A 25951-nucleotide genomic window follows, 5' to 3' on the forward strand; every position below is an offset into this window, starting at 1 on the left:
GGCAGGCTTCGGTTAGCGTGTACTCACCGACTGGAGGCACCGTGACCCTCACCGACCGCGAACGCGCCAAGGCCGGGCGCCGGGCCGCGATCCTGGACGCCGCGACCGCGCTCTTCGCCGACCGCGGCTACGCCGGCGTCACGATCGAAGACCTCGGCCAGGCCGCCGGCGTCTCGGGCCCGGCCGTCTACCGGCACTTCCCCGGCAAGGCCGCCGTGCTCGCCGCGATCCTCGACGACGCCAGCCGGGCCCTCCTCGACGGGGCCGAACGCGTCGTCGCCGCCGCCGCGGACCCGGCCGCGGCCCTCCGCGAACTCGTCGCCTTCCACGTCGACTTCGCCGTCGCCAGCGCCGACGTCATCCTCGTGCAGGACCGCGAACTCGAACGCCTGGAGCCCGGCGACCGGCACGAGGTGCGGCGCGTGCAGCGCGCCTACGTCGAACGCTGGGTCGACGTCCTCGGCCGCCTCCGGCCCGAACTCGGCGAGCGGGAACGGCGCATGCGCGCCCATGCCGCGTTCGGCCTCATGAACTCGACCCCGCACTCCGCCCGCGCCGGCGGCGTGCACCCCCGGGCCGCCGAGGTGCGCCGCATCCTCGTGCCGATGACGCTCGCCGCCCTCACCGCGTAGGCCTGAGGCCGCCGGCGCCGATCAGTTCTCGGGCGTGGCCCCGAGGCCCGTCGCCACCTGCTCGATGCGGAGCGCGAGGTCGACGTCGCGCCTCGTGACGGTGTCGACGTCGTGCGAACTCAGCTCGAACTCGATGCGCCCGTAGCCGAGCCGCACGTCCGGGTGGTGGTTCGCCTGCTCGGCGACGACCGCCGCCGCATCGAGCACGCGCACCGCGCCCTGGAAGTCTCCGGTCGCGTACGAGCCGAGCAGCACATCGCCGAGCAGGTCGAACGACGTGCCCTCGAGCGCCTGCTCGATCTCATCCGGGGTCATCGTCTCGCTCATGCCTCCATCCTCGCGCCGAACGCCGGCATCCGATACCCCCGCCGCTCACATCATCGCGAGCGCGGCGGCCGGGTCCTCGAGCATCCGCCCCACATCGGCGAGGAAGCGCGAGCCCTGCGCGCCGTCGACGAGACGGTGGTCGAACGACAGCGACAGCGTCATGACCTCGCGGAGCGCGACGCGCCCGCGGTGCTCCCACGGGGTGCGGCGGACGGCACCCATCGCGAGGATCGCCGCCTCGCCGGGGTTCAGGATCGGGGTGCCCGCGTCGATGCCGAAGACGCCGATGTTCGTGATCGTCATCGTGCCGCCGGCCAGATCGGCCGGTGTCGAACGGCCCGCGCGGGCCGTCGCCGCGAGCTCGCCGATGGCATGTGCGAGCCCGGGCAGGCCGAGCGCGTCGGCGCGCTTGACGTTCGGCACGACGAGGCCGCGCTCGGTGGCCGCCGCGATGCCGAGGTTCACCCCGTCAAAGCGCACGATCTCCTGCGCCTGCTCATCCCAGCGGGAGTTGAGCTCGGGCGTGCGGCGCGCGGCCAGGCACACCGCCTTCGCGACGAGCGCGAGCGGCGTCACGCGGACGCCTTCGAACTCGGGCGCCTCGCGGAAGCGCTCGAGCGCCCGCATCGAACGCGTGACGTCGACGGTGAGGAACTCGGTGACGTGCGGGGCGGTGAAGGCGCTCTCGACCATCGCCGCCGCGGTGTGCTTGCGGACGCCTCGGATCGGGATGCGCTCCTCGCCGAGCGGTTCGGCGGCGGGGCGTGCGAGTGCGGGTGCCGCGGGTGCCTCGCCCGCGGGGGCGGGTGCGGATGCGGCGGGTGCGGATGCCGGCCCGGCACCGCCGGCCGCCGCGGCGGCCTCGACGTCGTCGCGCGTGATGAGGCCCCGCTCCCCCGTTCCGGCGAGCCGCTCGAGGTCGACCCCGAGGTCGCGGGCCAGCTTGCGCACCGGAGGCGTGGAGCGCGGCCGCTCCGCCGGGCGCTCGCCGGGTGCCGCGGGTGCGGCGGGTGCGGCGGCGGGTGCGGCGGCGGGTGCGGCGGCGGGTGCGGCGGGCGCCGCGGGCGCGCGGCCGGCCTCGGCCGCAGGCTCGAGCAGTGCCGCCCGCCCGAGGCCGGGCCGGGCCCGCCTGGCCGAACCATGCTCGGCGGCAGCCCCGTACCCCACGAGCGCCGGGCCGGAACCCTCGCGTGCCGACGGCCCGGCGGCGCCGGCCGGCTCGGCGGAGCTCGCCGGCGCCGGCGCGGCGGCATCCACCCCCGCCTCCCCCGTCTCGCACGAGAACAGCGGCGAACCGACGTCGACCGTGTCACCCGGCTCGGCGTGCAGGGCCGTCACGACCCCCGCGAACGGCGAGGGGATCTCCACGACCGCCTTGGCCGTCTCGACGTCGGCCACGACCTGGTTCAGCTCGATGCGGTCGCCGACCGCGACCCGCCAGGCGACGATCTCGGACTCCGTCAGGCCTTCCCCGAGATCCGGAAGCGGGAACTCGCGCACGCTCATGCCTCGCCCCCGTTCACGCCGCTCATCGAGTTCGGCCGGCCGAGTACACGATCCACGCCGTCGAGGATGCGGTCCAGATCAGGCAGATGGTGCTTCTCCAGCTTCGCCGGCGGGTACGGGATGTCATGGCCCGTCACTCGCACCGGCGCGGCCTCCAGGAACTCGAAGCAGCGCTCCGTGACGCTCGCGGCGATCTCGGCGCCGAGGCCGCCCTGCTCGCCGGCCTCGTGCACGATGACGAGCCGGCCGGTCTTCCGCACCGACGTCGTGATCGTCGGATAGTCGATCGGGGCGAGGGATCGCAGGTCGATCACGTCGAGGCCGATGCCCTCGGCGGATGCCGCCTCCGCGGCGTCCTCGGCCGGCTGCACCATTCCGCCGTACGCGACGACCGTCACGTCCGCCCCGGCCCGGGTCCGGCGCGCCACGCCGAGCGGACGCGCATCGGCGAGGCTCGCCTCCAGGTCGACCTCGCCCTTCTGGTGGTAGCGGCGCTTCGGCTCGAAGAAGACGACCGGGTCGTCGCTGGCGATCGCCTGCTGGATCATCGTGAACGCATCCTGCGGGTTCGAGCACGACACCACCCTGAGGCCCGCCGTGTGCGCGAAGTACGCCTCGGGCGACTCGGAATGGTGCTCGGCCGCCCCGATGCCGCCGCCGAACGGCACCCGGATCGTGATCGGCACGCGCACCGCACCGCCCGTGCGGTAGTGCAGCTTCGCGACCTGCGCGACGATCTGATCGAAGGCGGGATAGATGAACCCGTCGAACTGGATCTCCACGACCGGGCGGAAGCCGCCGTAGGACAGCCCCACGGCGGTGCCGAGGATGCCGGCCTCCGACAACGGGGTGTCGACGACGCGGTTCGGGCCGAACTCGGCCTGCAGCCCGTCGGTCACGCGGAACACGCCGCCGAGGGTGCCGATGTCCTCGCCCATGAGCACGACGCGGTCGTCGGCGGCGAGGGCGCGGCGCATGCCCTCGCCGAGGGCCTTGCCGAGGGTGAGCGCGGTCATCGGGCCTCCCCCGTCGCCTCGGTGCGGGGCTCCTCGAACATCGCCAGATACCGGGCGTAGCGCTCCCGCTGCTCGTCGAGATGCGTGTTGGGTTCGGCGTAGACATGATCGAAGACGGCGAGCGGCTCGGGATCGGCGATGCCCTGCACGGCCGCCCGGAGCTCGGCTGCCGAGGCCGTGGCGGCCTCCTCGCTCGCGACGAAGAAGGCGTCGAGGCCACCGCGGGCGGCGGCGTCCGTCCCCGCCTCCAGATAGGAGCGGAGCCTGGCGATCGGGTCGCGCTCGCGCCAGGCGGCGAGATCCTCCTCACCCCGGTATCGGGTCGGATCGTCGGCGGTGGTGTGCGGACCCATGCGATAGGTGACGGCCTCGATGAAGCTCGGCCCCTCGCCCGCGCGGGCGCGCGCGAGCGCCTGCCGAGTGGCGGCCAGCACGGCCAGCACATCGTTGCCGTCGACGCGCACGCCCGGCATCCCGGCGCCGTCGGCGCGCTTGACGAGCGGCTGACGCGATTGCAGGCCGACCGGCTCCGAGATCGCCCAGCCGTTGTTCTGGCAGAAGAAGACGACAGGCGCCTGGAAGCTCGCCGCCCAGATCATCGCCTCGGAGACGTCGCCCTCGCTCGTCGCGCCGTCGCCGAAGTAGGTGATCGCCGCATCCGTCTTCCTGTTCCACGCAAGCCCCATCGCGTAGCCGGTGGCGTGCAGGGTCTGGGCGCCGATGATGATCTGCGGTGCGGCCAGATGGTGGTCGTAGGGGTTCCATCCTCCCGGGGCCGAGCCGCGCCACATCGTCAGCAGTTCGGCGGGCCCGACCCCGCGATGCAGGGCGACCGCATGCTCGCGGTAGCTGGAGAAGACGAAGTCGCGTTCGCCGAGCGCATGGGCCGAACCCACCTGTGCGGCCTCCTGACCGGCCAGCGGGGGCCAAAGGCCCAGTTCGCCCTGCCGCTGCAGGGTCGTCGCCTCGGCATCCACGCGCCGTGCCCGGAGCATGTCGGCGTAGAGGCTGCGGAGCAGGGCCTCGTCGACGTCGGCGATCCAGGGGTCGAGGTCGGCGTCGGCGACGCGGTGCCCGGTCTCGTCCAGGAGCCGGGCGGCATCGGGCTCGGCGAGGAGCCCGGTGGCGTCTCGGTCGGCGTGGGTCATGTCGATCCTTCCGTCTGCGGCGCCTCGGCCTCGTGGGCGTCAGCGCACCCGGCGGCTCTGCCGGGCTCTCCCGCGAGCGTATGACGTCGGGGCACACAGCTCAAGCATTCGCCGATTGCTTGAGCATGTTGCTCAGCTTCGACGCGTATGACCGTGCTATCGTCCCGAACATGAGCCGCTTCGACGCCGTGGATCGTGCACTTCTCGCCGCCCTCGCCGAGCATCCGCGGGCGACCGTCGTCGCGCTCGCCGACCGCCTCGGCCTCTCGCGCAACACCGTGCAGGCGCGCATGGCGAAACTCGAGGGCGCCGGCGTCTTCCTCTCCTTCGAACGCGCGATCGATCCGGCGGCGCTCGGCTACCCGCTCGAGGCGTTCATCGCCGTGCATGTCAGGCAGAAGCGCCTGAACGACGTCGCCGTGAAGCTGCGCGCGATTCCCGAGGTCGTCCAGGCCCACGGCCTCTCGGGCGCGGTCGACGTGCTCGTGCGGGTGGTCTGCCGCGATGCCCACGAGCTCTTCCGCATCGACGCCGAGATCCTGCAGATCGACGGTGTGGAGCGCACCGAGACCTCGCTCGCGATGGGCGAGCTCATCCCCTATCGGCTGCGGCCTCTGCTCGAGGCTGCGCCGGCCGCCGAGTGAGGTGCGCCCAGGGCGCCGACGATGGTTCGGATGCCGTACTCGAACGCCTCGTCGAGGCCTTCGGACCCCCCGCTTCCGAGTCGGAACGCGTCGGTGCGCTCCATGCCGATGAAGCCGGTCGCCCAGGCGGTGACGGTGCGCGCCGCCTGGAGCGCATGCTCCGGCCCGGCCAGGCGCCCGGTCAAGGCGATGAGGCCTGCGCTTGCCGCGCCGAGCGCCTCCGGGTCGATCTCGACCTCGACGCCGGGCGCGAACACGAGGGCGAAGGACGCCGGTCGTTCGCTGGCGAAGGCCCGGGTCTCGCGGGCGATGCGGACGACGGTCTCACCGGTGAGCACATGGCGCGTGGTGAGCGCGTCTGCGGGCCGCAGCCGGCACCGTTCACCGACGACCCCGAGGCCGCGCTCGAGGCCCTCCGTCGCCTCGACGGCATCGAGGCGACATGGGTGATCCCCGGCCACGGACCCGCCTGGTCCGGCGGGGTCGCCGAGGCCGTGCGCACGGTCGAACAGGCCGCCGCCCGGGCCTGAAACGCACGGGGTTTCGATACGGCGCCGAGGCGCCTACTCAACCGGCGGCATCGCATGGGGTTTCGATACGGCGCCGAGGCGCCTACTCAACCGGCGGCATCGCATGGGGTTTCGATACGGCGCCGAGGCGCCTACTCAACCGGCGGCATCGCATGGGGTTTCGATACGGCGCCGAGGCGCCTACTCAACCGGCAGCGGCGGCACCGGCACTCCCCGTCGGTCGAGTAGGCGCGCAGCGCCGTATCGAGACCAGAGCAGAATGCCCCGCCCGAATCGAGTCGGGCGGGGCATCCGCATGCGAGGCTCGCGCGTTACGCGTCGGCGCCTTCGGCCGGCTCTTCCGGGCCGGGGTTGGCCGCGTCGCGGCCGTCGGTGTCGGCATCCTCGGCGATGACCGGGGCGAGCGAGAGCTTGCCGCGGTCGTCGGTCTTCGTGATCTCGACGAGGATCTTCTGACCCACGCTCAGCACGTCCTCGACGTTCTCGACGCGCTTGCCGCCGGCGAGCTTGCGCACCTCGGAGATGTGCAGCAGGCCGTCCTTGCCGGGCAGCAGCGAGACGAAGGCGCCGAAGGCGGCGATCTTCACGACGGTGCCGAGGAACTGCTCGCCGACCTCGGGGTTGGTGGGGTTGGCGATCGCGTTGACCTGGGCGCGGGCGGCCTCGGCCGAGGGGCCGTCGGTCGCGCCGATGTAGACGGTGCCGTCCTCCTCGATGGAGATGTCGGCGCCGGTCTCGTCCTGGATGCCGTTGATCGTCTTGCCCTTGGGGCCGATGAGCTCGCCGATCTTGTCGACCGGGATCTGCACGCTGATGACGCGCGGCGCGGTCGGCGCCATCTCGTCGGGGCCGTCGATCGCGGCGTTCAGCACGGCGAGGATCGTCGTGCGGGCGTCCTTCGCCTGCGTCAGCGCGCCGGCGAGCACCGAGGCGGGGATGCCGTCGAGCTTCGTGTCGAGCTGGATCGCGGTGACGAACTCGCTGGTGCCGGCGACCTTGAAGTCCATGTCGCCGAGGGCGTCTTCGGCGCCGAGGATGTCGGTGAGGGCCGCGTAGCGGGCCTCGCCGTCGACGGTGTCGGAGATGAGGCCCATCGCGATGCCCGCGACGGGGGCGCGCAGCGGCACGCCCGCGTTCAGGAGCGACAGCGTCGAGGCGCAGACCGAACCCATCGAGGTCGAGCCGTTCGAGCCGAGGGCCTCGGAGACCTGGCGGATCGCGTACGGGAACTCGTCGCGCGAGGGCAGCACCGGCACGAGCGCGCGCTCGGCGAGCGCGCCGTGCCCGATCTCGCGACGCTTCGGCGACCCCACACGGCCGGTCTCACCGGTCGAGTAGGGCGGGAAGTTGTAGTTGTGCATGTAGCGCTTCTTGGTGACGGGCGACAGCGAGTCGATCTGCTGCTCCATCTTCAGCATGTTGAGCGTCGTGACCCCGAGGATCTGCGTCTCGCCGCGCTGGAAGATCGCCGAACCGTGCACGCGCGGCACGACCTGGACCTCGGCGTCGAGCGGGCGGATGTCGGTGAGGCCGCGGCCGTCGATGCGGACGCCCTCCTGCAGCACGCGGGTGCGCACGACGTCCTTCGTGACCGACTTGTAGGCGGCCGAGACCTCGTCGTTGGCGGACGCGGGCAGTTCCCCGGCCTCGACCTTCTCGGCGACGGTGCCCTTGACGCGGGCCTTCAGCTCGTCGTCCGCGTTCTGGCGGGCGACCTTCTCGGCGATCTGGTAGACCGACTTCAGCTCCTCCTTGGCGAGGGAGCTGACGAGCTCGAGCGTCGCCGGCTGGTACGGCGGGAACGTCGGGTAGTCGGCGGTCGGCTTGGCCGCGGTGGCCGCGACCTTCTGCTGGGCCTCGACGAGCTGCTTGATGAAGGGCTTGGACGCCTCGATGCCCTGGGCGATGACCGCCTCGTCGGGCTTGACGGCGCCGGCCTGGATGAGGCCCCAGGCGTTGTCGGTGGCCTCGGCCTCGATCATCATGATCGCGACGTCTTCGGAGCCGTCGGCCTCGGTGACGACACGGCCGGCGACGACCATGCTGAACACGGCGTCCTCGAGCTGCGTGTGCTTCGGGAATGCGACCCACTGGCCGTCGATGAGCGCGACGCGCACACCGCCGATGGGGCCCGAGAACGGCAGACCCGACAGCTGCGTCGACATGGACGCCGCGTTGATGGCGAGCACGTCGTACAGCTCGTCGGGCTCGATCGCGAGCACCGTCACGACGACCTGGACCTCGTTGCGGAGGCCCTCGACGAAGGAGGGGCGCAGCGGCCGGTCGATGAGGCGGCAGGTGAGGATGGCGTCGGTCGAGGGGCGGCCCTCGCGGCGGAAGAACGAGCCGGGGATGCGCCCGGCGGCGTACATCCGCTCCTCGACGTCGATGGTGAGCGGGAAGAAGTCGAAGTGCTCCTTCGGCTGCTTCGACACGCTCGTCGCCGACAGCAGCATGGTCTCCTCGTCGATGTAGGCGACGGCGGAACCCTGCGCCTGCTGGGCGAGGCGACCGGTTTCGAAGCGGATGGTGCGGGTGCCGAAGCGACCGTTGTCGATGACGGTTTCGGCGAACGTGATCTCAGGACCTTCCAAGAGGTCTCTCTCCTTTGTTTAACGTCGCACCCCGTGCGGGCGCGACTCTTCGAGGAGCAGGGAACAGGCAGATTCGGCGCGTCAGTCGATTCGCTCACGCTGGCCACCAGTAGAAGTTCACCGTTCGCGTGCGATCGGTAAGCCACCACAGGAGACCAGCTCACTGCCGGCCTGCTCCGAACGGGCCCGAGGGCCCGGTGCTTTCATGTGCGGATGCCGTACGGCAACCGCATCAATCGTAGCAGTCGGGCCCGATTCGGCCGAGGAAGGGCCGGCCCGCGTCGGGTGCGGATGCCCCGGCGCACCGCCGCGGCCGCCCCCCGTCCCCGGTACACTCGGCATCATGAGCACCGACGACGGCCACCAGGACGAGACCCCCGAAGAGCTCAAGCAGAAGTTCCGCGAGGCGCTCGACCGCAAGAAGTCCGCCGCGAAGAAGCGCGAGGGCGAGTCGCACCTCGACGGCACCTCCGGCGCGCAGGGCGCCCACGGCCGGGCCGACCACCGCCGCGAGTTCCGCCGCAAGAGCGGCTGAACCCCGCCGCACCGACCCTCGACCGGCCGCCCGGCGGCCGGTAGCATGGCGCGCAATTCGGATCGATGCAGATCGGAGCGGCGATGCGCGCGGACTGGCTGGCACTGCCGGGGCGGGGCGGGACGCGCGAGCTCGTCGAAGCCTCCTGGCACCGCGCCGCGGCCGAACGCCTCGACCCCGACACGGTCGTCGCCCCGCTGCTGCTCGACGGCCCGGAACTCGCCGACGCCAGGCGGACGCATGCGATCGCGCCGGCCCTGCCGGTCATCCGGCGCCTCCTCGTGCAGGACGCCGAGGCCGGATCGGGCGTGCTCGTCGCCGTCGGCGACGCCCGCGGCCGACTGCTCTGGGTCGAGGGCGACCCGGTGCTGCGTGCCCGCGCCGAGGCGATGATGTTCGTGCCGGGTGCCGGCTGGACCGAGCACGACGTCGGCACCGCGGCCCCGGGCACGGCCCTCGCGCTCGGCCACGGCATCCAGATCCACGCCGAGGAGCACTTCGCCCGCCCCGTCAAGGCGTGGAGCTGCACGGCCGTGCCCGTGCACGACCCCGAGTCGCGCGAACTCATCGGCGTGCTCGACGTCACCGGCGGCGACGAGGTCGTCGCCCCGCACGTGCTCACCCTCCTCGAGGCGACCGTCGCCGCCGTCGAGCGCGAGCTGCTCATCGGCCGCCTGCGGGAACGCGGATCCGCGCCCCACCGGCCTCGCCGCGCCGCGGGCGCCGGCACCGCACCGGCATCCACTGCGGCATCCGCTGCGGCACCCGCCGCGCCGGCCCGCCTCGCCGTGCTCGGCCGCGACCGTGCGCGCCTCAGCGGCCCCGGCGGCGACGCGGTGCTGAGCGCCCGTCACAGCGAACTGCTCGCACTGCTCGCCTGGCACCGCGCCGGCCTCGGCGCCGAACGCCTCGCCCGGCTCGCCTACGGCGACGACGGCTCGGCCCCGACCCTCCGCGCCGAGATGGTGCGGCTACGGCGCGTCCTCGCCGCCGTCGCCGCCGATCTCGGGCCGCTCACCCGGCCGTACCGGCTCGCCGCGCCCCTCGAACTCGACCTCGCCGGCGTCGTCGAACTGCAGCGGCGCGGGGCCCACCGAGCGGCGATCGAAGCCTACGGGGGCGGCCCCCTGCCTGCATCCACCGCCCCCGGCGTCGAAGAGCTCCGCGAGGACGTCGTCGGCCGGCTCCGCGAAGCGCTGCTCGAATCGGGGTCGGCCGAACTCCTCCTCGCCTGGGGCGAGACCGAACGCGGCGCCGGCGACGCCGAGATCTGGCGGGCGGCCCTCCACGCGCTGCCGCCCCGCTCCCCCAAGCGCGCCGCCGCCGTCGCCCGGCTCGAACGCCTCGACGCCGAGCTCGCGATGCAGCGCCCTGCGGCATCCACCCGCAACCGGATGCAACCTTCGGCCCGGTAGCGTCGGCGCCGCGCACAGCCCGTGCGCACCGCGAAGCCGAAGGAGCCTTCCATGACCCTCACCGCCGACCCCGGTTCCGCCGTCGAGGAGCCGACGCCCGCGCCGACCGTGTACGCCCGACCGGGCGAGGACGGCTCGGTCGTCGCCTACCGCAGCCGCTACGACCACTTCATCGGCGGGCGGTACGAACCGCCCGCCTCGGGAGAGTACTTCGAGGACATCACGCCCGTCACCGGCCGCCCCTTCTGCGAGATCGCCCGCGGCACCGCCGCCGACGTCGACCGCGCAGTCGAAGCCGCCTGGGCCGCCTTCGACACCTGGGGCAAGACGAGCGTCGCCGAACGCGCCGTCATCCTGAACCGGATCGCCGACCGCATGGAGGCGAACCTCGAGGCCCTCGCCGTCGCCGAGACGTGGGAGAACGGCAAGCCGGTGCGCGAGACGCTCGCCGCCGACATCCCGCTCGCCATCGACCACTTCCGCTATTTCGCGGGCGCGATCCGCGCGCAGGAGGGCGGGGCGGCCGAGCTCGACCACGACACCGTCGCCTACCACTTCCACGAGCCGCTCGGCGTCGTCGGGCAGATCATCCCGTGGAACTTCCCCATCCTCATGGCCGTGTGGAAGCTCGCTCCCGCGCTCGCGGCCGGCAACTGCGTCGTGCTGAAGCCGGCGGAGCAGACGCCGGCATCCATCCACGTGCTGCTCGACCTCATCGCCGACCTGCTGCCGGCCGGCGTCGTGAACGTCGTCAACGGCTTCGGCTTCGAGGCCGGCGCGCCGCTCGCCTCGCACCCGAGGATCCGCAAGATCGCCTTCACCGGCGAGACGACGACCGGCCGGCTCATCATGCAGTACGCGAGCGAACGGCTGATCCCCGTGACGCTGGAGCTCGGCGGCAAGAGCCCGAACGTGTTCTTCGAGGACGTCGCGGCCGAGAAGGACTCCTTCTACGACAAGGCGCTCGAGGGCTTCACCTTCTTCGCCCTGAACCAGGGCGAGGTGTGCACCTGCCCGTCGCGGGCGCTCGTGCAGCGTTCGATCTACGACGGCTTCGTCGCCGACGGCCTCGACCGGGTCGCGCAGATCAAGCAGGGCGACCCCCTCGACGTGTCGACGATGATCGGCGCGCAGGCCTCGAACGACCAGCTGGAGAAGATCCTCAGCTACTTCGAGATCGGCAAGGCGGAGGGCGCGAAGCTGCTCACGGGCGGCGAGCGCGCCGACCTGGGCGGCGACCTCGCCGGCGGCTACTACGTGCAGCCGACGGTGTTCGAGGGGGCGAACTCGATGCGCATCTTCCAGGAGGAGATCTTCGGACCGGTGCTCGCGCTGACCTCCTTCGACACCTACGACGACGCGATCTCGATCGCCAACGACACCCTCTACGGCCTCGGTGCGGGCGTCTGGAGCCGCAACGGCACGCAGCTCTACCGGGCGGGCCGCGCGATCGAGGCCGGCCGAGTGTGGTCGAACACCTACCACCAGTACCCGGCGCACGCCGCGTTCGGCGGGTACAAGCAGTCGGGCATCGGGCGCGAGAACCACAAGATGATGCTCGACCACTATCAGCAGACGAAGAACCTCCTGGTGTCGTACGCCGACGGCCCCATGGGCTTCTTCTGATCGGCCCCGCGATGGATGCCGGGGCTCCCGGCGCCTCGCGGGTCGCGGTGACGGCGGAGGCGGCAAGCCTCCTCCGCCGCCTCACCGCGACCCACGGGCCGCTCATGTTCCACCAGTCCGGCGGATGCTGCGACGGCTCATCTCCGATGTGCTACCCCGTCGGGATGTTCCGCACGGGCGCCGGGGATGTGCACCTCGGCGCGCTCGCCGTCGACGGCCTCGACCCGATCGAGGTGTACATGTCGGCGTTCCAGTTCGAGTACTGGAAGTACACGCATCTCACGATCGACGTCGTCGACGGCCGCGGCTCGGGCTTCTCGGTCGAGGCGCCGGAGGGCAAACGGTTCCTCATCCGCTCGCGGATGCTGGACGAGACCGAGCTGGAGGCCTTCGGCCTGCTCCCCCGCTGAGGGGCGCTCCTGCTTCCGGGGGTCGTTTCCCGCCAGGTTTCCGGCGGAATCCGCGGTTTCGTGGCGGGATACGACCCCCGGAAGCGCTCAGGCGTCGCCGAAGGGGCTGCCGAGGGCGAAGGGGTCGCGGACGCGCCCGGAGCGGTCGGTGCGGGCCACGAGTTCGGCGAACTCCTCGGCGCCGCGCCGGATCCGCTCCGAGAGCGAGCGCACCCCGTCGCCGTCGCCGCCCCAGTCCGAGGTCGCCGCGTAGACGCCCGTCGGCACGGGCACGGCGTGCAGGTAGGTGAACAGGGGGCGCATGGCGTAGTCGATCGCGAGCGAGTGCCTGGGCGTGCCGCCGGTCGCGCCGAGCAGCACCGGCAGGCCGTCGAGGGCCTCGGGGTCGACGACGTCGATGAACGACTTGAAGAGCCCCGCGTAGCTCGTCGTGAAGATCGGGGTGACGGCGATGAGTCCGTCCGCCGTGTCGAGGCGGTCGAGGAGCGCTTCGAGCTTCGGCGGGGCGAATCCCTGCAGCAGGTGGTTGGCGATGTCGTGGGCGAGGTCGCGCAGCTCGAACACGGCGAGCTCGGCATCCACTCCGCGCTCGTCGAGCACGGCCGACACGTCGCGGCTCAGCCGGTCGGCGAGCGTGCGGGTCGAGCTCGGCGTGCTGAGCCCGGCGGTGACGACGACGATCCGCTTGGGCGTCATCGCTCGTCCTCGCCGGCGGGGCCTTCGGCGGGGCGTTCCGCAGCGCGGCCGAACGCGGAGCCGGACGCCGGTGCCGAGTCCTGATACGGCGAGCCGCCGGTGACGTTGTCGCCGCGGTTCGGGTTCGGGCGCGGCTGGCGCGGGGCGGCGTCGCCGTACTTGGCGCGGACGAGCGAGGCGTGCGTCGGGGCATCCGGCACCTCGGCCGGGCGGCCCTCCTCGAAGCCGGCCCGCAGCGCCGGCAGGATCTCGCCGAGGAAGTCGAGCTGCTCGAGCACGGTCTTCAGCGGCAGGCCGGCGTGATCCATGAGGAAGAGCTGGCGCTGGTAGTCGCCGACGTACTCGCGGAACCCGAGGGCGCGGTCGATGACCTCCTGCGGGCTGCCGACGGTGAGCGGGGTCTGCTCGGTGAAGTCCTCCATCGTGGGGCCGTTGCCGTAGACGGGCGCCTGGTCGAAGTAGGGGCGGAAGGCCGCCTTCGCCTCCTGCGAGGTGCGACCCATGAACACCTGCCCGCCGAGGCCGACGATCGCCTGGGCGGCGCTGCCGTGCCCGTAGTGCTCGAAGCGCTGCCGGTAGAGGGCGACCATGCGCTGCGTGTGCGAGGCGGGCCAGAAAATGTGGTTCGCGAAGAATCCATCGCCGTAGTAGGCGGCCTGTTCAGCGATCTCAGGGGTGCGGATGGATCCGTGCCACACGAACGGCGGCACGTCGTCGAGCGGCCTCGGGGTGGAGGTGAAGCCCTGCAGCGGGGTGCGGAAGCGCCCCTCCCAGTCGACGACGTCTTCGCGCCAGAGGCGGTGCAGGAGGTTGTAGTTCTCGATCGCGAGCGGCAGGCCCTGGCGGATGTCCTTGCCGAACCACGGGTAGACGGGGCCCGTGTTGCCGCGGCCGAGCATGACATCCACCCGCCCGTTCGAGACGTGCTGGAGCATCGCGAAGTCCTCGGCGATCTTCACCGGGTCGTTCGTGGTGATGAGCGTGGTCGCCGTCGAGAGCACGAGGCGTTCGGTCTGCGCGGCGATGTAGGCGAGGGTCGTCGGCGGCGAGGACGAGAAGAAGGGCGGGTTGTGGTGCTCGCCGAGGGCGAAGACGTCGAGGCCGACGTCTTCGGCGTGCTTCGCGATCGTGATGGTGTCGGTGATGCGCTGATGCTCGCTCGGCGTCTCGCCGGTGGTCGGGTCGCGCGTGATGTCGCTGACGGAGAAGAGTCCGAACTGCATGATTGCCCTCCTGGCTTCGGCCGATGCAACTCAATACGTTTGCATACAGTCGTGAGCAACGGCCGCCCCTGCTCAACTATTCCGCATCCGCCGCGCGCAGGCGAGACCGTTATTCGGTGACGAGCACGACCTTGCCGCGCAGATGCCCAGCCTTCAGATGCGCGTACGCCTCGACGACCCGCTCGATCGGGTACACGGCGTCGATCTCGAGCCGCACCTCGCCGGCCGCGATGAGTTCGGCCAGCTCGGCGATCTCGAGCGCGCCGATCGTCTCGCCGCCCGCCCCGTGCGCCCCGATCTTCTCCGCGAAGGCCTTGTCGGCGATCGTGTCGATGCGATCCGGATCGACGCCGAGCTCGATGGCGGCCTCCATCGTCTCGCGGCCGTGGGTGTCGATCACGGCATCCACCCCCGACGGCGCGAGCGCGCGGACGCGATCGGCCAGGCCCGGCCCGTATCGCACGGGCTCGATGCCGAGCTCTCGCAGGGCCTCGTCGTTCGCCTCGCCCGCCGAGCCGATCACCCTGGCCCCGGCGCGCCTGGCGAGCTGCGCCGAGAGCATCCCGACGCCGCCGGCCGCCGCGCTGACGAACACCGTCTCGCCTGCCCGCGGCCGCACCGCCCGCATCGTGGCGACCGCCGTACGGCCGGCGATGTCGAGGGACCCGGCCTGCTCGAACGTCAGCCCCGCCGGCTTCGACAGCAGACGGTCGGCCGGCACGATCGCGAAATCCGCCTGCGCGTGGAAGCGCCGCCCGCCGAACACTTCGTCACCCGGCTGCCAGCGCTCGGCGCCCGGGCCGACCGCATCCACGATGCCGGCGAGGTCGTTGCCGTTGCCGAGCGGCAGCGCAAGGCCCGGGCCGTAGTGCTCGAGCGAACCCGGCCGCTCGACGATCTTCCAGTCGACCGGATTCAGGCCGGCCGCGAGCACCCGCACCCGCACCTCGCCGGGCCCGGGCTCGGGCCGCGGCAGCTCGCGCACCACGAGATCCGCCACGCTGCCCAGCCGCTCGATCCGCACCGCACGCATATCGCTCCCCTCGACCGCCGGACGGCCGCGAATCGGCGCCCATGGCGACGCTACCGGGACCGCGGGCGGGCGCGCCAGGCGCCCGCCTCCCGACACGCGGCGGACGGGCCGCGCTGCCGCCGGACGCGGGCCGCTCGCTAGACTCACGACGATGACCACCATCAGCGTCGTCGTTCCGAGTCTGAACGACGCCAGGTTCCTCGAGAACTGCCTCGCTGCGCTGGCCAGGCAGACCCGCCCCGCCGATGAGATCGTCGTCGTCGACAACGGGTCGAGCGACGACACGGCCGAGGTGGGTCGCGCGTTCGGGGCGCGGATCGTGGACGAACCGCTGCGCGGGGTGTGGCCGGCGACGGCCGCGGGTCTCGATGCGGCGACGGGCGAGATCCTCGCCCGCCTGGATGCGGATTCGGTTCCGGCACCCGGCTGGCTCGCCGAGGTGGAGCGGCGGATGACCGCGCCCGACCGGCCCGACGCGATCTCGGGCGGGGCATCGTTCTACGGCGGGACGGCGGCGGTGCGGTGGATCGCCCGGAACGTGTACATCGGCGGCTACTTCCTCGTGATCGGGTGGCTGCTCGGGCATCCGCCGATCTTCGGCTCGAACTATGCGATCCGCGCCGACGCGTGGCGGGCCGTGCGGGAGCGGACGTTCCGCGATCGCGGCGACGTGCACGACGACCTCGACCTGTCGTGGTGGATGCAGCCGGGAATGCGGGTCGTGCGCGACCCGGCGCTCGTCGTGTCGGTCTCCGCGCGGCCGTTCGACACGTGGTCGGGCCTCGGGCGGCGGGTGCGGATCGCCTTCCACACCCTGGCGATCGAGTTCCGCGGCTGGGCGCCGCTCGAGCGGCGGCGGGCGCATATCGCCGCGCAGCGCGCGTGGCGGGCCGAGCGGCGTGCCGCGATGGATGCCGTGGGCGACGGCCCGGAGGCCGCAGCGGAGCCCGGAGAGCCGGCCGGGGCGTAGCGGTCGCTCAGGCCTCGTTGTCGGCGGCGATGAGGTGGAGCTGCCAGGTATGCACGCCGGGGCCGGGGACGGTGTTCCGTTCCTGCCACTTGTGGGCGACCTCGGTGAGGTCCCTCATGAGCTCCTCGAATTCCTCCTCGGCGAGATGCAGGGTGTAGGAGTTCAGTACGCCGTGGATCTCGGTCGTGCGGCCGCTCGTATAGTCGGCGCCCCAGACGACGGCTCGGCCGAGGGTGTCGGTGACCTCTTCGGCCATCGCCTGCAGCACGACGTTGCCGAGGTGCACGTCGGCGACGGGGTTCTCGGGGTTGCCGAGCTGGATGGGCTGAGGATTCTCGCGCCACACGCGGTCGCGGCGGTCGCGGGCGAGCTCGGGGGCTTCGACGATGAGGCCGGCGTCGGCGAGCACGCGCAGATGGAAGCTGATCTGATTCGCCGGCAGCTCGAGTTCGTCGGCGAGGTCGGCGGCACGCGCGAATCCGCGCCGGGAGAGCACGCGGGAGATCCGCTGCCGCACGGGGTTCGCGATCGCCTTCAGCACCGCGATCGACGCGACCGGGGCTTCCATGCGCTCCTGCTTCTCAGCCATGCGCCCAGTGTACGGATCCCGCAGCACAAGTTGCATAATTATTCTTGCGCAACTTTCGCTGTCTATCTAAGCTCATGCCCATGACGACCCCCGCGCCGGCCGAGGCCCCCGGCATCCACCGCCTCAGCCGCAACACCGCCTACCTCACCTGGCTCGCGAGCGACACCGCCACCGGGCTCTCGAACGCGCTCGCCTCCTTCGCCGTGCCCCTCCTCGCCCTCTTCGTCACGGACGACCCCGCCCAGGCCGGCGTCATCGGCGCCGTCGGCCTCATCGTCCGCCTCGTCACGACCCTCACCGGCGGGCTGCTCGCCGACCGGCACCGCCGCCTCGTCCTCATGCTGCTCGGCGCCCTCGCCGGGCTCGTGCTCGCCGCCGCCTTCATGCTCCTCGCCGCCGCCGACGGCCTGACCTTCGGCATGCTGATGATCGTCTCCGCGCTCATCTCGGCCCGGGCCGGCATCTTCGGGCCCGCCGACGAAGCCGCCGTCAAAGAACTCGTGCCCGACGAGGCGATGGGCCGCGCCCAGGCCGCCAACCAGGCCCGCGACGCCATGCTGGACCTGGTCGGCGGACCGCTCGGCGGCGTGCTGCTCGCCGCCGGCGGCTGGCTGATCGGCGCGGCCATGACCGCCTGCCAGCTCGTCGCCGGCGCCACCTCGTGGGCGCTGCTGCGGGCTCGGCGAGGGGCGGCATCCGCACCCGTGCCCGCAGCGGATGCCCCGAGCCCTGCCCCCGGCGCCGCGCGACCGGCATCCACCGGCGGGCGCTCGGCCCTCCGCGAGATCCGCGAAGGCCTCGCCTGGCTGTTCGCCCGCGAAGACCTCCGCGGAGCCATGTTCATCGCCACGATCGTGAACCTCGGGTTCGGCATCGGCATGACGACCGTCGTCTACGCCCTGCAGCAGGACGGCCGCTCCCCCGCCGTCATCGGCTGGGTCTCCGCCGGCATCAGCGCCTTCATGCTCGTCGGCGCGCTCGTCGCGCCCGCCATCGTCACCCGCATCCGCGCCGGCGCCATCGTCTGCACCGGGCTGACGACCGCGACGCTCGGTTTCGTCGTCATGCCGTTCGCCGAGCATCCGCTCGCGATCACCGTAGTGCTCGGCCTCGCCGCCCTGCTCGTCCCGGCCGTGAACGCCGCACTCAGCGGCTACACGATGGTCGCCGTGCCCTCGCGGCTGCTCGGCCGGGTGAACAGCGCCTCCTCGGTGCTCGCCATGGGCGCGATGCCGCTCGGTCCGCTCGTGGCCGGCGTCGGCCTCGGGGCGCTCGGCCGCCCATCCACCCTGCTGATCGGCGCCGCGATCTGCCTCGTCGCCGTCACCATCGCACTCGCGAGCCGGAGCCTGCGCTCGCTGCCCGCCGAGGCCGGCTGGGCGGCGCACGCGCAGCGCTTCGCGCGCGACTGACCGGCCGCCCCGACGGGGCCTACGCGGTGTAGCCGCTGCGCACGAAGAGCGCGAGCATGTCGCGCGTCAGCTGGTGCGGCGTCGTCTCGCAGGGGCTGTGGCCGGTCGGGTACACCGCGAGATCGGCGCCGATCGCCGTCGCGAACGCGGCATGCGACTCGATCGGCCACAGATCGTGCTCGCCGACGGCGACGAGCTTCGGCACGGGCACGGCCCGCACCGCCTCGCGGAGATCGGGCGTCTCCATCATCAAGCCGATGATGTCGTCGACGCTCGCCCGCCGCGTGCGCGCGAACCGCTCCCGCACGAAGGCGATGCGCCCCGGCCGAACCCGGTTGAAGTTGCGGCGGATGCCCCAGATCATGAGGCCCGCACCGACCTTGGCGGGCGCAAGATCCGACACCGGGCCGATGATCTTCACCCCGTGGAACGCCTGGCCCGGCTCCGGCGGCGCGCTCAGCAGCGTGAGGCTCGCGAACAACTCCGGCCGGCTCACCATCGCCAGCTGCGCGAGAGTGCCGGCGAAGCTGTAGCCGAGGACATGAGCCGGTGCGGATCCGCGCCCCAGCACCGCGAAGAGATCGTCGAGGAACAGCTGCTCGTCGTAGCGCTCGCGCGGCGGCACGAGGTGCTCGGGCCCGGCGCCGTCCGACTCGTACTGGCCGGCGAGATCGTACGACTCCACCCGGTACCCGGCGGCCACGAACACCGGCATCATGAGCACGAAATCCTCTTTCGAGCCCGTCGCGCCCGGGATGAGGAGCACCCGCGGCCCGTCGGCCGGGCCGGCCGCGACATGCGCAAGGGGGCCGCTCGGGGCATCCACCGTCGTCCGCTCGGTGCCCGGTGCGAACACGTGCCAATCGATATCGCCGATCGCCTCGTCGAGCGCCCTGGCCTCGTCGGGGGCCGGGGTCGGATGCGCAGCCGCCGCATCCGGCGCCGCACGCCCCCGCGGCGGCCGCCGTCTCCCCCGGAAATCGACCATGCTCCGACGATACCCAATCGGGGTGTCTAGGGTGGAGGGATGGCAACCGTGGCACTCACCCTTGAGAACTTCGAGCAGACGATCCTCGAGGGCGGAACCGTATTCGTCGACTTCTGGGCGTCGTGGTGCGGCCCCTGCGTGCAGTTCGCCCCGAACTACGAGGCCGCGAGCGAAGCCAACCCCGATGCGGTCTTCGCCAAGGTCGACACCGAGGACCAGCAGCAACTGGCCGCCGCGATGAACATCACCTCGATCCCGACGATCATGGCGTTCAAGGACGGCATCGGCGTGTTCGCGCAGGCCGGCGCCCTGCCGCGCCCCGTGCTCGACGACCTCATCGAGCAGGTCAAGGGCCTCGACATGGACGAGGTGCGCCGGCAGATGGCCGCCGAGCAGGAGACCGCCGACGCCGTCGAGTCCTCCGAGGTCACCGAGGACTGACGGCCCGGCCGCCGTCACCCGCGAACGGCGTCGCCGCGCGCGGCCTCGAGCATCGACAGGCCGCCGAGGTCGAGCTCGACCCGGTACGGCCGCGCCTGCCCCGTCACCGTCGCCGGCACCTCCGCGTAGGCGCCCTCGTGCGCGAGAGCGCCCAGCAGTCCGCGCCACCGAGCATCCGCCGCCGGCTGCAGGAACCCGGCGTGCCGCGGCATGCCGCCGCCCGTCAACTGCACCCCGGTGCGATAGCGGCGCCCGAGCCAGCGCCGGGCGCCCGGCACGAGCACCGCGCGCTGCGCATGCCCGCCGTGGATGACCGCGAGCTCGATCGCGGCCTGGTGCCGGTGCGCGTCATCCACCGGCGCGGTCGTGCGCACCGTTCGCGCCGGCGGCTCGGCCGGCACGAGACGCAAACCCTCGAGGCTCGACAGATCCCCCCAGCGATCGGGATTCGCACGTCGCCCCAGCATGACGACGGCCACGACGAGCCAGACCAGCGCCAGGGCCGCGACCGCGAACACCGGCCAGAACAGCCACCACGGCGCCAGGGTCGGCGGCACCGCGGACACGGCGACCACGGCCGCTGCGGCGACCGCGAACGGCGTCGGCTCCCAGGCGAGCAGCGAGCGGCGTCGGGGTGTGGATGCGTCGTTCGGCACCCGTCAAGCGTAATCGGGCGCCCTGCGGCATCCGCTCAGGAGGCCTGCGCACCGCCCGCCAGCGCGGCCCGTATCACGAGGCGTCGGCAGGCACCGTGCGGGGCAGCACGCGACGCGCAGCGACCACGATGAGGGCGATGAGCAGGCCGAGGATCGCGACGTCGCAGACGATGTACACGTAGTGCAGCATCGACTCGCCAGGGTCGCCGCCGGCGATGACGATATCGCTGCGCGCGTTCAGCGGCGGCCGGACGAGGAACTGCTCGGCCGCCAGCACGACCCAGAGCGCCCCGATGAGGATGCCGCCGGCCCGCCCGACCCGCGGCCGCGGCAGCGCGAGCAGCGTCGTCGCGATGAGCGCGACCGCGCCGATGACGCCGAGGGCATTGAAGACGAGGCGCCCGATCCCGAGCCCGAGGGGCACCGTGATGCCCGGCCCGAGGAACTTCAGCGGCGTCTCCACGAAAGAGAGCGCCACGAGAGCGCCGAGCCAGACGGAGGGGACGATGACCCGGAGGGCGAGCACGGCGCGCATGCGTCCATTCTCCCCCTCGCCCGGGGCGTCACGGGCCGGGCGCCGGCACCGCATCGGAGGCCGGGCCGGCCCCGACGGCGGGCCGGGGGCGTTCGAGCCGGACGAGCACGATGCCGGCGACGATCAAGGCGCCGCCGGCCAGCTGCGCCAGGCCGAGCGCCTCGCCGAGCAGCCACCACGAGACGACCGCCGCGAAGACGACCTCGGAGAGCCCCACGAAGGACGCGAGCCGGGTGCCGAGCCGGCGGATTGCGGCGATGCCCGTCGAGTAAGCGAAGGCCGTCGAGAGGATACCGACGGCGAGCACCGGCATCCACCACGGAACCTCGAGGCCGAGGAAGTCGACGTCGACGAACTCCGCACGGAACGGCAGCAGGCGGCTCGCCCCCATGAGCCCGAGGGCCGCGGCGCCGACGACGAAGCCGGAGCCGGCGAGCGCGAGCGGCGGCAGCCCGGCGTCCGCCCGCTCCCCGATGACGAAGTAGACGGCGAGGCCGAGGGTCGCGACCCCGGCGAGCGCGAGCCCGATCGGGTCGAGGGCGCCGCCGCCCGGGCCGATCACGAGCACGAGGCCAGCCACGGCGACTACGGCGCCGGCGAGGACGACGAACTGCGGCATCCGCCGCGTCCTGGCCCACGCCCAGGCGACGAGCACGACCGGGGCGAGGTATTCGACGAGCAGCCCGATGCTCACCGGGATGCGTTCGATCGCCGCGTAGAACGCGAACTGCGTGATCGCCACGCTCACGAGCCCGTAGGCGAGCACGATCCGCCACGCTCGCAGCACGGGCCGCAGGTCGAAGCGGAGGACGAGGAGGGTCGGCACGGCGAGCACGATCGCCGCCGTGAGGACCCGGGCGAACACGGCGGCGCCGGGCGACCAGCCGGCCTCGAGCAGGGGTTTGACGATCGCGCCGCCCGCCCCGAACGCGAACGCCGACAGCAGGGCCAGGGCGAGGCCGCCGCCGATGCCCGGGCCGCTGCGCGGTGCGCGGTTCGCGGGCTCGGCGAGGCGGGGCGTGGATGCCGGCATGGTGCTCCGTTCGGGATCGCGCCGGTGCGCGTGCCCGAGCGTTCAGGGCGACCGTATTCCGGGCGGGCCCTCCGGTGCAAACCGGCGGGCGGGCGCGCCGGACCGTGCGTCGTCCTTCCGTCCCGTGTACGTTCTCCGATAGCCTCCGAAGGACGCCTGTGCTCCGCCGCAACGTCGGGGGAACGCATACCGAGCAGCACATCCACGATCTGGGGGATCGAGATGAAGCGGACGGCCCCACCGGAAACGCGCATGCGATGGCGCGAGATCATCGCCTGGCCGGTCGCCGCGCTGCTCGGCGTCGGCCTGCTCGCGGTGAATGCGATGGATGCGCCGCCCGCCGCGGTCGCTGCCGACGAGACGGGGAGCGATGGCGCGGAACCGGATCTCGCGGAGAGCGAGACGGACGGACCCGGAATGGAGAACCTGGCAAGCCCCGGCCAACTCGACATCGTGAAGCGCATGCCCGCTGCAGCCGGCGACGACTGGGCGGCGCAGATCGATTTCACGTGGACCGACCCCCTCGGGGAGACCGTCGAGGGCCACTTCAGCCTCAGCGCGGGCAGTGCCGAGGGTTGGCTCGCCGGTCTGAACGTCGGCCAGGAGGTGACCCTCACCGAGACGAGCGTCACCGGCCTGCCGGACGGATACGAGTGGCTCGGCACGAGCTGGTTCGTCGACGGCGTGCATGTGAGCGACGGCCCGTCCATCGTGGCCGTGGTCGGCGAGAACGGCGTCGACGTGGAGGTCGAGAACCACCTCGCCCGCAAGATCGGCGAGATCCGGAAGGGCGATACCGGCGGCCCCGAGGGCACGGAGATCGTCAATGAGGCCCCGACTCTCGAAGAGTCGGAGATGTGGGCGCCCGGCGAGTCGCGGCGCATCGTCGTCGAGTCGACGAACACGAGCAGTGAGGCGCTCGCCTCGGTCGTCGTCCGCGACAGGCTTCTGGAGGGGGTGGCCGCGACCGCGACCGTCTGCGCCTTCCCGAACGGCGACGAGGTCGAAGCGACCTTCACCGACACCGGCTGGGAAGCCACATGGCCGGCATCCATGGGCACAGACCCCACGGCGCTCTGGCTGCCCGAAACGACGATCACCTGCACCGCCGACGTCGCCCTCTGGGCGGACGCGGCGGCCGGCACGCATGCAGACCGGGCGCGAGTGGATGCCGTGATCGCCGACACCGGCGAGGCGGCCACGACCGGCACCGCCTCGTACCATGCCTTCTCAGGCGGACTGCAGGTGATCGCGTACGACGGCCGCAAAGCCGACCCCGGGGTCGGCTCGGCACCGGACTGGGTGACGCCGCTGAAGCCGATGTCGGACCTGTTCCAGGATGCGAACGACGAGGCGCACGCCGCCGAGTACGTGCCGGGGTCGATGAACCGGGTGCGTGCGGTCATCACGAACAGCGGGCCGAGCACCCTCACCTGGCTGAACGTGGTCGGCGAGACCGTCTCGGGCGTGCCGCTCACCGAAGGCTGGATATGCGATCTCAGCCCCATCGGCGGACCGGAGGCGTACGACTTCGCCGAGTCCGGGCCGTGGGCCGAACTCATCGACCCGGGCGCCTCCGTGTTCTGCACGGCGGAGCTGACGCTCGGCGCCGACGACAGGCATCACGAACTCGTCAGCGCCACGGCCGAGGCGATCCCACCCGGCCTCCGGCAGGGCGCCCTCGCCGATCGGAACGCGATCGCCCCGCTCGTCGGTCCGCCCTGGCCCGTCGAGGACGCCGACCCGTTCCTCGCCTTCGCCGAAGAGCCCGGGCCGACTCCCACCCCGACCCCCACCCCGGGCCCCACGCCCGGCCCCGGCCCGACGCCGGATCCGACGCCCGGTCCCGGCCTCGCCTCGACGGGTGTGGATGCCGCGTGGCCGCTCGGCCTGGCCGCGGCACTGCTGCTGCTCGGCGGCCTCGGGGCGTTCGTCACGCGCCGCCGCCGCGAGCGCGCCTGAGCCCGGGTGCACCGGCCGCGCAGGGGCGCGGCCGGTGCACGTCACTCCGTGCGGAGACGCAGAACGGGCCGCCGCCCGAAGGCGACGGCCCGTCCGCAAGAAGTTCGCGGTGTCAGCGAGAGCCGATCAGCGACGCAGCCCGAGACGCTCGATGAGCGCACGGTAGCGGGCGATGTCGACCTCGGACAGGTAGCCGAGGAGACGCCGACGCTGGCCGACGAGGAGGAGCAGGCCACGACGCGAGTGGTGGTCGTGCTTGTGCTCCTTCAGGTGCTCGGTGAGGTCCTTGATCCGCTTGGTGAGGATCGCGATCTGGACCTCGGGGGATCCGGTGTCACCGGGGTGGGTCGCGTACTCTTCGATGATCGCCTTCTTGGTCTCTGCATCCAGTGCCATAGAGGGATCCCCTTTCTGTTCGTTGCGCGCTGCCCGGGGCCGGATGCCTGGGCTCTCTTGATGCGCGGCCGTTGGACGGCAACCGAATGAGTCTACCAGAGCGCGGGCGACGCCTCCTCCGACGGCGCGAGCGACGATCTCGGGTGCGGATGCCGCGGCGCGCTCACTCCGGCCGCCGGGCCCCGGGCCCGGCCGGCGGCAGCCGGCGGCGCTCCCCCGTCTCCTGCGCGCGATCGACGAGGGTGCGCCATGGGCCGCGCACCTGCCGCTCCTGCAGGGTGACCTCGTGCGGTTCGCAGCGGATGCGGTACGCGTAGCGGTCCGGCTCGGGCGGCGCGGGCGGCACTTCGTCCCACGGCACGGTGTCGATGAGGATCTCCCAATCGGCGGAGTCGGGCTGGGCGTCGACGTCGACGTCCCACTGCGTGCGGAGCCCGGCGATGCCGCCCATCCTCGTGACGATGAGCCTCATGTGGCGATGCTACCGCCCGCACCCGCGGCGACCGCGGCACCCGGGCCAGCGGCATCCGCATCCATATCAGCGGCATCCGCACCCGCGACGCCCACACCCACCGCGGCCCAGCCGTCCGCGACGGCCCCGTGCTCGGCGGAGCCCTCGCCGAAACGGCGCGCGGCGGCATCCGTCGTCGCCGCCGCGAACTCGGCGAACGTCGCCGTCGCGCCGATCGAGCCGCCGGTCATGACGTCGAGCCAGACCCGCCCCGCGTGCTCCCACGCGAAGCCGCCGATCGCCCGGGCGGCGAGGGCGAAGGCCCGGTTCGGGATCCCCGAGTTCAGGTGAACGCCGCCGTGGTCGTCGACCGTGTCGATGTAGTCGCGCATGTGCGCCGGCTGCGGGTCGCGGCCGAGCACATCGTCGTCGTAGGCGGTGCCGGGCCCCAGCATGGATCGCAGGGCGCGCCCCTCGACCTCGGCGGTGAAGAGGCCCTCGCCGATGAGCCAGCTCGCCTCCTGGGCGGTATGGCCGGCCGCGTGCTGCTCGACGAGCGCGCCGACCACATCGGAGACGTGCTCGTTCAGAGCCCCCGGCTGCCCCTCGTAGACGAGGGGCGTGGTGTGGGCGGTGACGCCGTGCGCGAGCTCGTGGCCGATGACGGCGAGGGATGCCGTGAAGCGGCCGAAGACCTCCCCGTCGCCGTCGCCGAAGACCATCCGTTCGCCGTCCCAGAACGCGTTGTCGTACTCGTGCCCGTAGTGCACGGTCGCCTCCAGCGGCATGCCGGCGCCGTCGATCGAGCGCCGCCCGAAGGCTTCCAACAGCAGCGCATACGTCGCGCCGAGCCCGTCGTAGGCCTCGTCGGCGGCCGGATCCCCCGTCGCCGCTCCGCCCTCGGCGCGGACGAGGCGGCCCGGCAGCGCGGTCGATCCGCCCGCATCCGACACGCGCCGGTCGGGGCCGGGCCGTTCCGTCGTCGCGCGAACCGACGGCGGGGCCGGCGGCATCGCGAGGTGCCCGTGGCCCACGTCGAGCGAGCGCCTGGCGGCGAGGCTCGCGCGCTCGAAGCGCGGATCGTCGAGCTCGGCGAGACGGGCGAGCAGGTACGGCGGCACGATGCCGCGGCGGCCGGCGGCGGTGGGCGGATGCGGGAGCGCGCTGTTCGGGGTCATGCGGC

General features: G+C 72.6%; 28 protein-coding genes. 11 read left to right on the forward strand and 17 right to left on the reverse strand.

Annotation, left to right across the window (positions count from 1 at the left end; all coding sequences use genetic code 11):
* Positions 1-41 precede the first annotated feature (41 nt).
* Positions 42-632, forward strand: coding sequence for a TetR/AcrR family transcriptional regulator (locus G127AT_RS02045; RefSeq protein WP_210899277.1), 591 nt, complete (start codon positions 42-44; stop codon positions 630-632).
* A 21-nt stretch (positions 633-653) separates the two neighbouring features.
* Here the strand turns inward: G127AT_RS02045 and G127AT_RS02050 are convergent, their stop codons facing one another.
* The 4 genes from G127AT_RS02050 to pdhA are packed head-to-tail and all read right to left on the reverse strand — an operon-like array spanning position 654 to position 4629.
* On the reverse strand, positions 654-959 hold the full coding sequence (locus tag G127AT_RS02050; protein ID WP_210899279.1) for a 4a-hydroxytetrahydrobiopterin dehydratase: 306 nt from the start codon (positions 957-959) through the stop codon (positions 654-656).
* A 45-nt stretch (positions 960-1004) separates the two neighbouring features.
* Positions 1005-2465, reverse strand: a complete 1461-nt coding sequence (locus G127AT_RS02055; protein ID WP_210899281.1) for a dihydrolipoamide acetyltransferase family protein — start codon at positions 2463-2465, stop codon at positions 1005-1007.
* On the reverse strand, positions 2462-3481 hold the full coding sequence (locus tag G127AT_RS02060; RefSeq protein WP_210899283.1) for an alpha-ketoacid dehydrogenase subunit beta: 1020 nt from the start codon (positions 3479-3481) through the stop codon (positions 2462-2464). Before G127AT_RS02060 ends, G127AT_RS02055 begins: the two co-directional genes overlap by 4 nt.
* Complete coding sequence (pdhA, locus tag G127AT_RS02065; RefSeq protein WP_210899285.1) at positions 3478-4629, reverse strand: pyruvate dehydrogenase (acetyl-transferring) E1 component subunit alpha; 1152 nt, start codon at positions 4627-4629, stop codon at positions 3478-3480. The genes G127AT_RS02060 and pdhA overlap by 4 nt, the downstream gene beginning before the upstream one ends.
* 170 nt (positions 4630-4799) lie before the next feature.
* Between pdhA and G127AT_RS02070 the strand changes: the two genes are divergently transcribed.
* The gene (locus tag G127AT_RS02070) at positions 4800-5273 is read left to right on the forward strand and encodes an Lrp/AsnC family transcriptional regulator (protein WP_210899287.1); all 474 of its coding nucleotides are present in this window, start codon (positions 4800-4802) and stop codon (positions 5271-5273) included.
* Here G127AT_RS02070 and G127AT_RS02075 read toward each other — a convergent pair.
* A complete protein-coding gene (locus G127AT_RS02075) occupies positions 5228-5611 on the reverse strand; it encodes a TetR-like C-terminal domain-containing protein (RefSeq protein ID WP_210899288.1) in 384 nt (127 codons plus the stop codon). The two genes, G127AT_RS02070 and G127AT_RS02075, sit on opposite strands and share 46 nt — an antisense overlap.
* Between G127AT_RS02075 and G127AT_RS02080 the strand changes: the two genes are divergently transcribed.
* A complete protein-coding gene (locus G127AT_RS02080) occupies positions 5612-5803 on the forward strand; it encodes a hypothetical protein (RefSeq protein ID WP_210899290.1) in 192 nt (63 codons plus the stop codon).
* Positions 5804-6114: 311 nt separating this feature from the next.
* On the opposite strand, the gene G127AT_RS02085 is transcribed toward G127AT_RS02080, so the two are convergent.
* Entirely contained in the window at positions 6115-8397 is a 2283-nt protein-coding gene (locus G127AT_RS02085) for a polyribonucleotide nucleotidyltransferase (RefSeq protein ID WP_210899292.1), read from the reverse strand.
* 343 nt (positions 8398-8740) lie between these two features.
* Between G127AT_RS02085 and G127AT_RS02090 the strand changes: the two genes are divergently transcribed.
* The 4 genes from G127AT_RS02090 (at position 8741) to G127AT_RS02105 (ending at position 12383) form a co-directional block, all read left to right on the forward strand.
* Positions 8741-8932: a DUF5302 domain-containing protein gene (locus G127AT_RS02090; protein WP_210899294.1), complete on the forward strand. Its 192-nt coding sequence runs from the start codon at positions 8741-8743 to the stop codon at positions 8930-8932.
* 65 nt (positions 8933-8997) lie between these two features.
* On the forward strand, positions 8998-10347 hold the full coding sequence (locus G127AT_RS02095) for a GAF domain-containing protein (RefSeq protein WP_210899296.1): 1350 nt from the start codon (positions 8998-9000) through the stop codon (positions 10345-10347).
* Between the two features lie 51 nt (positions 10348-10398).
* Positions 10399-11973, forward strand: a complete 1575-nt coding sequence (gene exaC / locus G127AT_RS02100; protein WP_210899298.1) for an acetaldehyde dehydrogenase ExaC — start codon at positions 10399-10401, stop codon at positions 11971-11973.
* Positions 11974-11984: 11 nt separating this feature from the next.
* Positions 11985-12383 (forward strand): DUF779 domain-containing protein, encoded by a 399-nt coding sequence (locus tag G127AT_RS02105; RefSeq protein WP_210899307.1) that lies wholly within the window; start codon positions 11985-11987, stop codon positions 12381-12383.
* An 87-nt stretch (positions 12384-12470) separates the two neighbouring features.
* Here the strand turns inward: G127AT_RS02105 and G127AT_RS02110 are convergent, their stop codons facing one another.
* The 3 genes from G127AT_RS02110 to G127AT_RS02120 form a co-directional block, all read right to left on the reverse strand.
* Positions 12471-13079 carry an FMN reductase gene (locus tag G127AT_RS02110; RefSeq protein WP_210899309.1) on the reverse strand — a complete coding sequence of 203 codons (609 nt, stop codon included), beginning with the start codon at positions 13077-13079 and terminating at the stop codon, positions 12471-12473.
* Complete coding sequence (locus G127AT_RS02115) at positions 13076-14302, reverse strand: LLM class flavin-dependent oxidoreductase (RefSeq protein WP_210899311.1); 1227 nt, start codon at positions 14300-14302, stop codon at positions 13076-13078. The genes G127AT_RS02110 and G127AT_RS02115 overlap by 4 nt, the downstream gene beginning before the upstream one ends.
* Before the next feature lie 109 nt (positions 14303-14411).
* A complete protein-coding gene (locus tag G127AT_RS02120) occupies positions 14412-15335 on the reverse strand; it encodes an NADP-dependent oxidoreductase (RefSeq protein WP_210899313.1) in 924 nt (307 codons plus the stop codon).
* A 151-nt stretch (positions 15336-15486) separates the two neighbouring features.
* Between G127AT_RS02120 and G127AT_RS02125 the strand changes: the two genes are divergently transcribed.
* On the forward strand, positions 15487-16305 hold the full coding sequence (locus G127AT_RS02125) for a glycosyltransferase family 2 protein (protein WP_210899315.1): 819 nt from the start codon (positions 15487-15489) through the stop codon (positions 16303-16305).
* Between the two features lie 7 nt (positions 16306-16312).
* On the opposite strand, the gene G127AT_RS02130 is transcribed toward G127AT_RS02125, so the two are convergent.
* Positions 16313-16894, reverse strand: coding sequence for a winged helix-turn-helix domain-containing protein (locus G127AT_RS02130; RefSeq protein WP_210899317.1), 582 nt, complete (start codon positions 16892-16894; stop codon positions 16313-16315).
* An 80-nt stretch (positions 16895-16974) separates the two neighbouring features.
* Here G127AT_RS02130 and G127AT_RS02135 point away from each other — a divergent pair, with 80 nt between their 5' ends.
* Positions 16975-18306 (forward strand): MFS transporter, encoded by a 1332-nt coding sequence (locus G127AT_RS02135; protein ID WP_210899319.1) that lies wholly within the window; start codon positions 16975-16977, stop codon positions 18304-18306.
* 19 nt (positions 18307-18325) lie between these two features.
* Here the strand turns inward: G127AT_RS02135 and G127AT_RS02140 are convergent, their stop codons facing one another.
* The gene (locus G127AT_RS02140) at positions 18326-19294 is read right to left on the reverse strand and encodes an alpha/beta fold hydrolase (protein WP_244857688.1); all 969 of its coding nucleotides are present in this window, start codon (positions 19292-19294) and stop codon (positions 18326-18328) included.
* A 39-nt stretch (positions 19295-19333) separates the two neighbouring features.
* On the opposite strand from G127AT_RS02140, the gene G127AT_RS02145 reads away from it, so the two are divergent.
* The gene (locus tag G127AT_RS02145; protein WP_210899321.1) at positions 19334-19735 is read left to right on the forward strand and encodes a thioredoxin family protein; all 402 of its coding nucleotides are present in this window, start codon (positions 19334-19336) and stop codon (positions 19733-19735) included.
* Positions 19736-19749: 14 nt separating this feature from the next.
* Here G127AT_RS02145 and G127AT_RS02150 read toward each other — a convergent pair whose 3' ends face one another.
* From G127AT_RS02150 to G127AT_RS02160, 3 genes are all read right to left on the reverse strand, one after another.
* The gene (locus G127AT_RS02150) at positions 19750-20391 is read right to left on the reverse strand and encodes a hypothetical protein (protein ID WP_210899323.1); all 642 of its coding nucleotides are present in this window, start codon (positions 20389-20391) and stop codon (positions 19750-19752) included.
* A gap of 73 nt (positions 20392-20464) precedes the next feature.
* Positions 20465-20926: a hypothetical protein gene (locus tag G127AT_RS02155; protein WP_210899325.1), complete on the reverse strand. Its 462-nt coding sequence runs from the start codon at positions 20924-20926 to the stop codon at positions 20465-20467.
* Between the two features lie 28 nt (positions 20927-20954).
* Entirely contained in the window at positions 20955-21959 is a 1005-nt protein-coding gene (locus tag G127AT_RS02160; protein ID WP_210899327.1) for an EamA family transporter, read from the reverse strand.
* Positions 21960-22211: 252 nt separating this feature from the next.
* Here G127AT_RS02160 and G127AT_RS02165 point away from each other — a divergent pair, with 252 nt between their 5' ends.
* Positions 22212-23921 carry an LPXTG cell wall anchor domain-containing protein gene (locus G127AT_RS02165; protein ID WP_210899329.1) on the forward strand — a complete coding sequence of 570 codons (1710 nt, stop codon included), beginning with the start codon at positions 22212-22214 and terminating at the stop codon, positions 23919-23921.
* 126 nt (positions 23922-24047) lie between these two features.
* Here the strand turns inward: G127AT_RS02165 and rpsO are convergent, their stop codons facing one another.
* The 3 genes from rpsO to G127AT_RS02180 all read right to left on the reverse strand — a co-directional run bounded on the left by rpsO (position 24048) and on the right by G127AT_RS02180 (position 25946).
* Positions 24048-24317: a 30S ribosomal protein S15 gene (gene rpsO / locus G127AT_RS02170; RefSeq protein ID WP_210899331.1), complete on the reverse strand. Its 270-nt coding sequence runs from the start codon at positions 24315-24317 to the stop codon at positions 24048-24050.
* 163 nt (positions 24318-24480) lie between these two features.
* Positions 24481-24789 (reverse strand): protealysin inhibitor emfourin, encoded by a 309-nt coding sequence (locus G127AT_RS02175; protein WP_210899333.1) that lies wholly within the window; start codon positions 24787-24789, stop codon positions 24481-24483.
* Positions 24786-25946: a M4 family metallopeptidase gene (locus tag G127AT_RS02180; RefSeq protein WP_210899335.1), complete on the reverse strand. Its 1161-nt coding sequence runs from the start codon at positions 25944-25946 to the stop codon at positions 24786-24788. Before G127AT_RS02180 ends, G127AT_RS02175 begins: the two co-directional genes overlap by 4 nt.
* Between the last annotated feature and the right edge of the window lie 5 nt (positions 25947-25951).

Source organism: Agromyces archimandritae (assembly GCF_018024495.1).
Lineage (GTDB): Bacteria > Actinomycetota > Actinomycetes > Actinomycetales > Microbacteriaceae > Agromyces > Agromyces archimandritae.

Bases quoted from the DNA above. Each gene is read 5' to 3' on its own strand.
- G127AT_RS02050 (WP_210899279.1), bottom strand. From the start codon at position 959: ATGAGCGAGACGATGACCCCGGATGAGATCGAGCAGGCGCTCGAGGGC.
- G127AT_RS02055 (WP_210899281.1), bottom strand. From the start codon at position 2,465: ATGAGCGTGCGCGAGTTCCCGCTTCCGGATCTCGGGGAAGGCCTGACG.
- G127AT_RS02060 (WP_210899283.1), bottom strand. From the start codon at position 3,481: ATGACCGCGCTCACCCTCGGCAAGGCCCTCGGCGAGGGCATGCGCCGC.
- pdhA (WP_210899285.1), bottom strand. From the start codon at position 4,629: ATGACCCACGCCGACCGAGACGCCACCGGGCTCCTCGCCGAGCCCGAT.
- G127AT_RS02070 (WP_210899287.1), top strand. From the start codon at position 4,800: ATGAGCCGCTTCGACGCCGTGGATCGTGCACTTCTCGCCGCCCTCGCC.
- G127AT_RS02080 (WP_210899290.1), top strand. From the start codon at position 5,612: ATGGCGCGTGGTGAGCGCGTCTGCGGGCCGCAGCCGGCACCGTTCACC.
- G127AT_RS02090 (WP_210899294.1), top strand. From the start codon at position 8,741: ATGAGCACCGACGACGGCCACCAGGACGAGACCCCCGAAGAGCTCAAG.
- G127AT_RS02095 (WP_210899296.1), top strand. From the start codon at position 8,998: ATGCAGATCGGAGCGGCGATGCGCGCGGACTGGCTGGCACTGCCGGGG.
- exaC (WP_210899298.1), top strand. From the start codon at position 10,399: ATGACCCTCACCGCCGACCCCGGTTCCGCCGTCGAGGAGCCGACGCCC.
- G127AT_RS02105 (WP_210899307.1), top strand. From the start codon at position 11,985: ATGGATGCCGGGGCTCCCGGCGCCTCGCGGGTCGCGGTGACGGCGGAG.
- G127AT_RS02110 (WP_210899309.1), bottom strand. From the start codon at position 13,079: ATGACGCCCAAGCGGATCGTCGTCGTCACCGCCGGGCTCAGCACGCCG.
- G127AT_RS02115 (WP_210899311.1), bottom strand. From the start codon at position 14,302: ATGCAGTTCGGACTCTTCTCCGTCAGCGACATCACGCGCGACCCGACC.
- G127AT_RS02120 (WP_210899313.1), bottom strand. From the start codon at position 15,335: ATGCGTGCGGTGCGGATCGAGCGGCTGGGCAGCGTGGCGGATCTCGTG.
- G127AT_RS02125 (WP_210899315.1), top strand. From the start codon at position 15,487: ATGACCACCATCAGCGTCGTCGTTCCGAGTCTGAACGACGCCAGGTTC.
- G127AT_RS02130 (WP_210899317.1), bottom strand. From the start codon at position 16,894: ATGGCTGAGAAGCAGGAGCGCATGGAAGCCCCGGTCGCGTCGATCGCG.
- G127AT_RS02135 (WP_210899319.1), top strand. From the start codon at position 16,975: ATGACGACCCCCGCGCCGGCCGAGGCCCCCGGCATCCACCGCCTCAGC.
- G127AT_RS02140 (WP_244857688.1), bottom strand. From the start codon at position 19,294: ATGGTCGATTTCCGGGGGAGACGGCGGCCGCCGCGGGGGCGTGCGGCG.
- G127AT_RS02145 (WP_210899321.1), top strand. From the start codon at position 19,334: ATGGCAACCGTGGCACTCACCCTTGAGAACTTCGAGCAGACGATCCTC.
- G127AT_RS02155 (WP_210899325.1), bottom strand. From the start codon at position 20,926: ATGCGCGCCGTGCTCGCCCTCCGGGTCATCGTCCCCTCCGTCTGGCTC.
- G127AT_RS02160 (WP_210899327.1), bottom strand. From the start codon at position 21,959: ATGCCGGCATCCACGCCCCGCCTCGCCGAGCCCGCGAACCGCGCACCG.
- G127AT_RS02165 (WP_210899329.1), top strand. From the start codon at position 22,212: ATGCGATGGCGCGAGATCATCGCCTGGCCGGTCGCCGCGCTGCTCGGC.
- rpsO (WP_210899331.1), bottom strand. From the start codon at position 24,317: ATGGCACTGGATGCAGAGACCAAGAAGGCGATCATCGAAGAGTACGCG.
- G127AT_RS02175 (WP_210899333.1), bottom strand. From the start codon at position 24,789: ATGAGGCTCATCGTCACGAGGATGGGCGGCATCGCCGGGCTCCGCACG.
- G127AT_RS02180 (WP_210899335.1), bottom strand. From the start codon at position 25,946: ATGACCCCGAACAGCGCGCTCCCGCATCCGCCCACCGCCGCCGGCCGC.